Consider the following 7,521-nt stretch of genomic DNA (forward strand, 5'->3'; position numbering starts at 1 on the left):
GGCTCGCCCGTGCCTGCGGAATTACGGTTTTGTTACGGTTTCGCAGGTACTTGAACCCGAGCCAGGCCGCCGCCATATTGACGGTGTCCGGGAGCAGGATTGCCAACCGGTCGAATGGGGCGCCGCAAGGGCCCCTCAAAGTCGCTTCGAGAGGACTTTGGAATGTCTCGTGTTCCTACGTTGTCCAGTCCGTTCCTTCTGGGATTCGACGAAATCGAGCGTGCGCTCGATCGCGTCGTCAAAGGCGCCGACGGTTATCCTCCCTACAACATCGAGCGGTGCGATCGAGCCAACGGCCAGCCCGAGCGCTTGCGCATCACGCTGGCGGTGGCGGGATTTACCCGCGACCAACTCGATGTAACCATTGAGGAAAACCAGCTTGTGATCCGAGGCCGCCAACAGGACGACAAGGCCCGGCAATACATCCATCGCGGCATCGCCGCGCGCCACTTCCAGCGCACCTTCGTGCTGGCGGAGGGGATGCAGGTGCTGGGCGCGGACTTAAAGAACGGGCTGTTGTCGATCGACCTTGCCAGGCCGGAGCCGGAAAGAATCGTTAAGACAATTGCCATCAATGAACACGAATAATGCAACGAGGAGCGGACTCGACCGCTTGGTCGACAAAGGAGTCGAGACCATGAGTGAAGTGAGTGTGACGTTCGAACCCGCAGGCGTCTCCCTGGAGGCGCTGGCCCATCTGGGCGAGGGCCATATCGCCTATGTGAAGCAGGTCCGCTCCGAGGACGTGCCGGGATTGTTTCCCCAAGCGCCGAAGATCGCGCCGGGACTGAAGCTTTTCGCGCTCCACGCCGCCGACGGCACGCCGATCATGCTGACCGACAGCCGCGAAGCCGCCGTTGCCAACGCCTGGAGCAACGAGTTGCAGGCCGTCAGCGTGCATTGAACGCTTTGGTTGCCGTCGTCGCTGTCCCAGCTTGTGGTGGCCTCCAGCTCAATCCGTGACGTACGGGCATCTGCCACCTTCTCGCCGAGAATAGACGCCCGTATTTCCGCACCGGACATTGCGCCCGCTTCACCACGGATCGTAGTATCGTATTATGATGACAGTCAGCGAAAGACAGAACCCATGGCCCCAGCCAAGGCAATAAGCGTCACCTTGGGCGCCCAGCATTCGTTGCTGGAACGCCGCCTAGATAGCGGCATGTACGACGACGCTAGCGACGTAGTACGGCACGCGCTGCGCGCTCTCGACCGGGAGGATGCGGCGCTCGACGAAATCTTGCGGGCCAAGGTCAGGGCTTCGATGGCGAACAAGAAGCCGAGCATCCCGGCTGAAGCGGTTTTTAGTCGTATAGAGGCACGGCACGCTCGCAAGGTGAAAGCTACCAAGCGTGGCGCATAAGGTTGTCTTCCGCGACGATGCCCTCGCCGACCTGACAACGCTGTATGACTACATTGCCAGCGATAACAGTCCGGAAAGTCGCCATCAGATATATCCGGCGGATCCAAGAAGCGTGTTTGCGGCTGGCAACCTTTCCGGAGCGCGGCCGACGCCGCGATGATATCCAGCCCGGTCTGCGCGTCATCGGCTTCGAGCGCAGGGTAGCGATCGCCTTTCGGGTTCTGAAAACGAAGGTCGAGATTGTTAGCATTGCCTATGGCGGCCGGGATTTCGAGCGCGAGCTGCGCAAGGGCAAATAAAAGGACCGCCCCGGCAGGGGAGCGCTCTCTAATATAATTACCTACGGACTTAATATAGTCCCGATCCTCCGCGTGAAGTCCGCCAAGCCAGACTTCGCCCTGAGGAGTCGGGTGGCATCGAAGCATGTGTTGAACTTCATATGATTGACGATGATTTGCAACTTATCGCGCGCTCTGACGCATCGCCCGCCTCACGGCTCGGCAACGCTCTGGTTGCGCTCAATAACGCCCATGCGCACGAACTATCCTGGCTGGAACCGGAGCGGCTGGAGCACCTCGTCGAACAGGCTTTCCTGGCCCGAAGAATTGGAAACCTTGACGCCTTCATGTTGGCATTCGATCAGGATGCCAAATACGACAGCCCGAATTTCCTGTGGTTCTGCGCCCGCTATCCACGCTTTGTGTATGTGGATCGGATCGTGGTCGCATCATCGGTTCGCGGGCGCGGCTGTGCGCGCCGCCTCTATCACGATCTGTTCGAACACGCGGTTCGGGCCGGACACGAGCGTGTCGTTTGCGCAGTCAACAGCAGCCCTCCGAACCCGGGCTCTGACGCTTTCCATGCCGCGTTAGGATTTGTCGAGGTCGGTACGGCAAGCGTCTATGCTGGCAGTCGAACGGTCCGATATCTGTCGCATACGCTGTCCATGCCAACAGGCGTCTCGACGCCTCACTGATCCGGATTTTCGGCTACACGTCGATCTTGAAGCCGAGGTCGATTTCGGAAGCCGGCATTCCACCGCGCAGGCCCCAATTTTCCGGCGGAGTCTCGATCAGCGTGATCTTGATATCGAAGGGCGGAACACCGAGCGTTGCCAGATTGCGGACAATGGTCTGATAAGGCCTTCGCTTGGCGTCCATCGACCGTCCTGAAAACATCGTAACCTCGATGAGCGTATATTTCTCCCCGCGGCCGGGCGGAACGGCAAAGTGCGAAACCGGATGTTCGATCAATCGTAATGTCCGATCCGCTTCGGGGATTTTCAAGGCTTCTCGAAGCGCGGACTGGACGGCGTCGATTATCGTTTTTGGGTCAGTGATCCATCCGGCCCGCGTCGCGATAAGGGTATTGGGCATCCGTGCCCTACGCCGCGGTGGCCGGCGGCAGCGCGAGCACCGAATAGATCGCCTCGGCATCGCGCGAGGCGCGCAGTTTCTTGGCGACGTCCTGGTCGCGCAACAGCCGTGCGATCCGCGCCAGCGCCTTCAAGTGATCGGCGCCCGCGCCTTCCGGCGCCAGCAGCAGGAACACCAGGTCGACCGGCTGGCCGTCCATCGCCTCGAAATCGATCGGGCGTTCGAGACGCGCGAACAGCCCGAACAGCTTTTCGAGCTTGGGCAGCTTGCCGTGCGGGATGGCGATGCCATAACCCACCGCGGTGGTTCCGAGTTTCTCGCGCTGCAGCAGGACCTCGAAAACCGAGCGCTCATTCTGGCCGGTCAGGCTGGCTGCCCGCGCCGCAAGTTCCTGCAGCGCCTGCTTCTTGCTGATGACCTTCAACGCCGGGAGGATCGCCTCGGGTGCGACCAGATCGGTAATCGTCATGGGGCGTTCCGAGGTGAATTGAACCGTCTGGTGCGAGATAGGTCTTACAGCGGCGGCGTCAAGAAAGATGAGCCGGGGAAGCAGGCTTGGCCCAAGATTCTGATTTGGGGGCTTCTACTCCAACGCGTGAGCGGTGCCAACTCCCGCGGGCCGTTCCCGCACCCCCCCAGATTTGAGGGCGCGGACCATAGGGAGGGGCCTTCGGGGCGTCAATGCCGGCGGGCAAATAAGTCAAGGGGTAACCGCCGGCGGGTCGATCCAGCCGACATTGCCGTCGCTACGCCGGTAAATGATGTTCACCCGGCCGCTGGAGCCGTGCTGGAATACGAGGCAGGCGGCGCCCGTCAGGTCCAGTTCCATGACGGCTTCGCTGACCGAAAGCCGTTTCAGCGACGTGGTCGCCTCCGCGATGATGACGGGGCTGAATTCGGTAACCTCATCGTCGCCTTCCGCCGGTGCCTCGATGACATAGCTCGGCGCGTCCAGGCCGCCGCCGTTCAGCTCCGCAAGCGCCGCCGAAGCCGCGTAGGCCTTGCGGGCCGAACGATCCTTCAGGCGGCTTTTATAGCGGCGCAGGCGCTTTTCGATCATGAGCAGCGCCTGGTCGGCGCTGGCATAGGCGTCGGTGGCGTTCGAATCGGCCTCCAGCGTGATTCCGGAATCCAGATGCAGCGCGCAGTCGGTACGGAAGCCGAAGCCGTCCTTGCTCAGCGTGATGTGGCCGGAATAATTGCCGTCGAAATACTTGCGCAGGACCTCATCGGTGCGTTCGTTGACGCGCGCGCGCAGCGTCTCGCCGACGCTGATGCTTTTTCCCGAGATTCGAAGGGTCATTTGATACCTCGCTTGCCTTGATGTCCCGAACACTCCGGAAGAGAATCGACACTATCGCGATTTGGCGCGAACGCAATCAGGCCGGTGCCGGATCGCGGGACCGGTCGGAGGACACGGCAGGTGCCGAGAGTGCGTTACCGAGCATGCTTTGCTTGTCGCGGCGGCGCTGCACCGAGGAGGGAATCCGCATCGCTTCGCGATATTTCGCGACGGTACGGCGGGCGATCTCAATACCGGACGCGCGCAATCGTTCCACGATCGTATCGTCGGACAGGATCGCAGACGGCGATTCGGCGTCGATCAGTTGCTTGATGTGGTGGCGGACCGCCTCGGCCGAATGGGCCTCGCCGCCATCGGCGGAGGCGATCGACGCGGTGAAAAAATACTTCAGCTCGAAACTGCCGCGATTCGTCGCCATATATTTGTTGGCGGTGACACGCGACACCGTCGATTCATGCATCTGGATCGCATCCGCCACGGCCTTGAGATTGAGCGGCCTTAAATGCGCAACGCCCTGGGTGAAGAAGCCGTCCTGCTGGCGCACGATTTCGGTTGCGACCTTCAGGATGGTGCGGGCCCGCTGATCGAGCGCCCGCACCAGCCAGGTCGCATTCTGCAGACAGTCGGTGAAATAGGATTTGTCGCCGTCCTTGCGGATCGTCTTCGACAGCTTGGTATAATAGGTCTGGTTGACCAGCACGCGCGGCAACGTGTCGCTGTTGAGCTCGACATGCCAGCCGCCGTCGGGACCCGGCCGGACATAGACATCCGGCACCATGGTCTGGGTACGCGCCGCGCCGAACTTCAGGCCGGGTTTTGGATTGAGACGGCGAATCTCGCCGATCATGTCGGTGATGTCTTCGTCATCGACGCCGCATAGCTTCCGCAACGAGGCGATGTCACGCTTGGCCAGGAGGTCGAGATGTTCGACCAGCGCCCGCATCGCCGGGTCGTAGCGGTCGAGTTCGCGCAACTGGATCGCAAGGCACTCGCTGAGCGATCGCGCGCAGACGCCGGGCGGATCGAACTTCTGCAGCACCGCGAGAACCGCCTCGACATCCCGATGCGAGGCGCCGAGCCGTTCGGCGGCCTGGCCAAGATCGGGCGGCAGATAACCGGCCTCATCGACGAGGTCGATCAGATATTGCCCGATCAGGCGTTGTACGGGCGCACTAAATGCAACGGCCAGCTGCTCGGCGAGATGGCTGCCGAGCGTGACTTCGGCCGCCACAAAGGCTTCGAGATTGTAATCGTCGTCATTGGAGGCACCGCCGCCCCATTCGGTATAGGCGGTGGGCGCCGCGTCCTGCGCCGCGCGCGCAGCGGCTTCGGCGGGCTCTTCGGAGAAGACGTTGTCGAGACCGGTATCCAGCGTCTGCTCGATCTCGGTGCGGGTGCCGAGATCGCGATTCAGCCATTCTTCCGGGCCGGGTTCGAAACTGTCTCCGGCGGAGCCGCTGGCCATTTCCACATGCTCGCCGCCGGCATCGTCGCCGTGGCTGCCAGGCCCGTCGGCGTCGGAAAATTCCGCCGGTTCCATCGCAGGTTCGCCCGCAACCGGCGCCTCGGGCCCGTCGCTCGCCCGCTCCAGCAACGGATTGCGCTCCAGTTCCTCCTCGACAAAGGCCGTAAGGTCGAGATTCGACAGCTGCAGCAGCTTGATCGCCTGCATCAGCTGCGGCGTCATCACCAGCGACTGCGACTGGCGGAATTCTAGTCTTTGCGTCAGCGCCATGGAGGCAAGAACGATCCCAGGAAGTTGGTCCGATTCTTGCTTATCCTAGTCCAAACCCGATGTACACGGCTTGACGTCCGGTAAAAATGGACTAGAGGCGAAATTCCTCGCCAAGGTAAAGGCGGCGAACATCCGGGTCGTTGACGATCTCCTCCGGACTTCCCTCCGTCAGGATTTCACCGGCATAGACGATGTAGGCGCGGTCGGTCAGGCCGAGCGTTTCCCGCACATTGTGGTCGGTGATCAGGACGCCGATGCCGCGATTGGTCAGATGGCGGACCAGGTCCTGAATGTCGCCGACCGCGATCGGATCGATGCCGGCGAAGGGTTCGTCGAGCAGCATGTAATTTGGGCGCGTCGCCAGCGCGCGCGCGATCTCGACGCGGCGGCGCTCGCCGCCGGAAAGCGCGATCGAGGGCGTCTTGCGCAGCCGCGCGATGTTGAATTCGTCGAGCAGCGAATTGAGCTCGGCCTCACGCTTCTTCCTTGAGGGCTCGACCACCTCCAGCACGGCACGAATATTCTGCTCCACCGTGAGGCCGCGAAAGATCGAAGCTTCCTGCGGCAAATAGCCGATGCCGAGCCGCGCGCGCTGATACATCGGCAGCTTCGTGACATCATGGCCGTCGAGCTCGATCGCGCCGCGATCGGCCTTGATCAGCCCGGTGATCATGTAAAACACCGTGGTCTTGCCGGCGCCGTTCGGGCCGAGCAACCCGACAGCCTCGCCGCGGCGCACATAGATGCTGACGCCTCGCACGACCTGGCGTGTGCCGAAACTCTTTTCCACGCTATGCACCGCCAGATAACCCGGCCGCTTGATCGGTCGCGGCGCGGTGGCGCCATTGGCCCTCGGGGGTCTGGCCCGCGGATGTGGTTTTGCCTCGCGCCGCGGTTCCGCGGCCGATTGTGGCGCACGAGGCAGTTCCACGCCGGGCACGGGCGCGGTACGCGCCATCGGCGGCGCGTCGCGCACCGGACTCTTCAGCATGTCGCCGAAGGAACCGCCGGGCGCGGTGATGTCCTCGCGCGAGCGTGCAAAGCCGGGTGGACCGCGTTTCGCAGCACGCCGCCGGAACATGCCGAATAAATCCACCATCCCCGCTTCGCCCAGCCTTTCGCGGTGATCCCGCGATACGTCCACGGGCAAGTCAATTCGCCCGCGAAGCATGAATGAATGGATGTCCCTTGCCCAGCGGAACACCTCAGATCGCCAAAGGCGCGGATCCAACGGCCGGGCCGCCTCAGTAGATACAGGCTCGCACCGCGCGCTTCAACCTCGCCGCCGCGAAATAGTACGTAAGCGATTGATCTGCTTGTGATTTGCCTTTGAGTTACCTGGGCTTGCCTGGCATCGGCGAGGGCACGGCCGGCCCTGGTCCCGAGGACGCCGACCCACAGCCCTGCCCCGACGACTGGTTGAAGAGCCCCTGCACTTTGCCGCTGTCGGATTCCACCCGCGATACGCCGGTCGTCATGTCCACCAGCAGGCGGTCGCCGCGCAGCACATTCTTGCACTGGGTCAGAACCACGCCGCCAAGCATGGTGATCAGATTGGCCTTGGTATCGAATATTGCGGTCTCTCCGGTCACGACCTGATCCTTCTGCGTGACGACGACGTTGCCTTTCGCCTCCAGCCGCTTGATGGACGAGCTGCCGCCCGGGCCGGGGGTCGCCGACTGCATCGGAGCGGACTTGGCGGCCTTCGCATTGGCGGGCGGCGGCGCGGCCGCCGCCGGGCTTG

The 7,521-nt window shown here is 62.5% G+C and carries 11 protein-coding genes; 5 read left to right on the forward strand and 6 right to left on the reverse strand.

What is annotated here, in order from left to right; all coding sequences use genetic code 11:
- The first annotated feature begins 162 nt into the window (after positions 1-162).
- From WCE35_RS10750 to WCE35_RS10770, 5 genes are all read left to right on the forward strand, one after another.
- Positions 163-588 (forward strand): Hsp20 family protein, encoded by a 426-nt coding sequence (locus tag WCE35_RS10750; protein WP_424593328.1) that lies wholly within the window; start codon positions 163-165, stop codon positions 586-588.
- A 49-nt stretch (positions 589-637) separates the two neighbouring features.
- Positions 638-904 carry a DUF1150 family protein gene (locus WCE35_RS10755; protein ID WP_424593318.1) on the forward strand — a complete coding sequence of 89 codons (267 nt, stop codon included), beginning with the start codon at positions 638-640 and terminating at the stop codon, positions 902-904.
- A gap of 183 nt (positions 905-1,087) precedes the next feature.
- Positions 1,088-1,363, forward strand: a complete 276-nt coding sequence (locus tag WCE35_RS10760; protein ID WP_424593319.1) for a ribbon-helix-helix domain-containing protein — start codon at positions 1,088-1,090, stop codon at positions 1,361-1,363.
- 116 nt (positions 1,364-1,479) lie between these two features.
- Positions 1,480-1,662, forward strand: coding sequence for a type II toxin-antitoxin system RelE/ParE family toxin (locus WCE35_RS10765; protein ID WP_424593320.1), 183 nt, complete (start codon positions 1,480-1,482; stop codon positions 1,660-1,662).
- Positions 1,663-1,802: 140 nt separating this feature from the next.
- Positions 1,803-2,339 carry a GNAT family N-acetyltransferase gene (locus WCE35_RS10770; protein ID WP_424593321.1) on the forward strand — a complete coding sequence of 179 codons (537 nt, stop codon included), beginning with the start codon at positions 1,803-1,805 and terminating at the stop codon, positions 2,337-2,339.
- A 13-nt stretch (positions 2,340-2,352) separates the two neighbouring features.
- Here WCE35_RS10770 and WCE35_RS10775 read toward each other — a convergent pair whose 3' ends face one another.
- The 6 genes from WCE35_RS10775 to WCE35_RS10800 form a co-directional block, all read right to left on the reverse strand.
- On the reverse strand, positions 2,353-2,799 hold the full coding sequence (locus WCE35_RS10775; RefSeq protein WP_424593322.1) for a tautomerase family protein: 447 nt from the start codon (positions 2,797-2,799) through the stop codon (positions 2,353-2,355).
- Positions 2,747-3,208 carry a PTS IIA-like nitrogen regulatory protein PtsN gene (gene ptsN / locus WCE35_RS10780; RefSeq protein ID WP_424593323.1) on the reverse strand — a complete coding sequence of 154 codons (462 nt, stop codon included), beginning with the start codon at positions 3,206-3,208 and terminating at the stop codon, positions 2,747-2,749. Before ptsN ends, WCE35_RS10775 begins: the two co-directional genes overlap by 53 nt.
- Before the next feature lie 231 nt (positions 3,209-3,439).
- The gene (gene hpf / locus WCE35_RS10785; protein WP_424593324.1) at positions 3,440-4,042 is read right to left on the reverse strand and encodes a ribosome hibernation-promoting factor, HPF/YfiA family; all 603 of its coding nucleotides are present in this window, start codon (positions 4,040-4,042) and stop codon (positions 3,440-3,442) included.
- 76 nt (positions 4,043-4,118) lie between these two features.
- Complete coding sequence (gene rpoN, locus WCE35_RS10790; protein ID WP_424593325.1) at positions 4,119-5,777, reverse strand: RNA polymerase factor sigma-54; 1,659 nt, start codon at positions 5,775-5,777, stop codon at positions 4,119-4,121.
- 91 nt (positions 5,778-5,868) lie between these two features.
- A complete protein-coding gene (gene lptB, locus WCE35_RS10795; RefSeq protein ID WP_424593326.1) occupies positions 5,869-6,876 on the reverse strand; it encodes an LPS export ABC transporter ATP-binding protein in 1,008 nt (335 codons plus the stop codon).
- Positions 6,877-7,111: 235 nt separating this feature from the next.
- Positions 7,112-7,521: LptA/OstA family protein (locus WCE35_RS10800; RefSeq protein WP_424593327.1), on the reverse strand; the 410-nt coding region annotated here is incomplete at its 5' end.

It is taken from the genome of Bradyrhizobium sp. (assembly GCF_049691595.1).
Classification (GTDB): Bacteria; Pseudomonadota; Alphaproteobacteria; order Rhizobiales; family Xanthobacteraceae; genus Bradyrhizobium.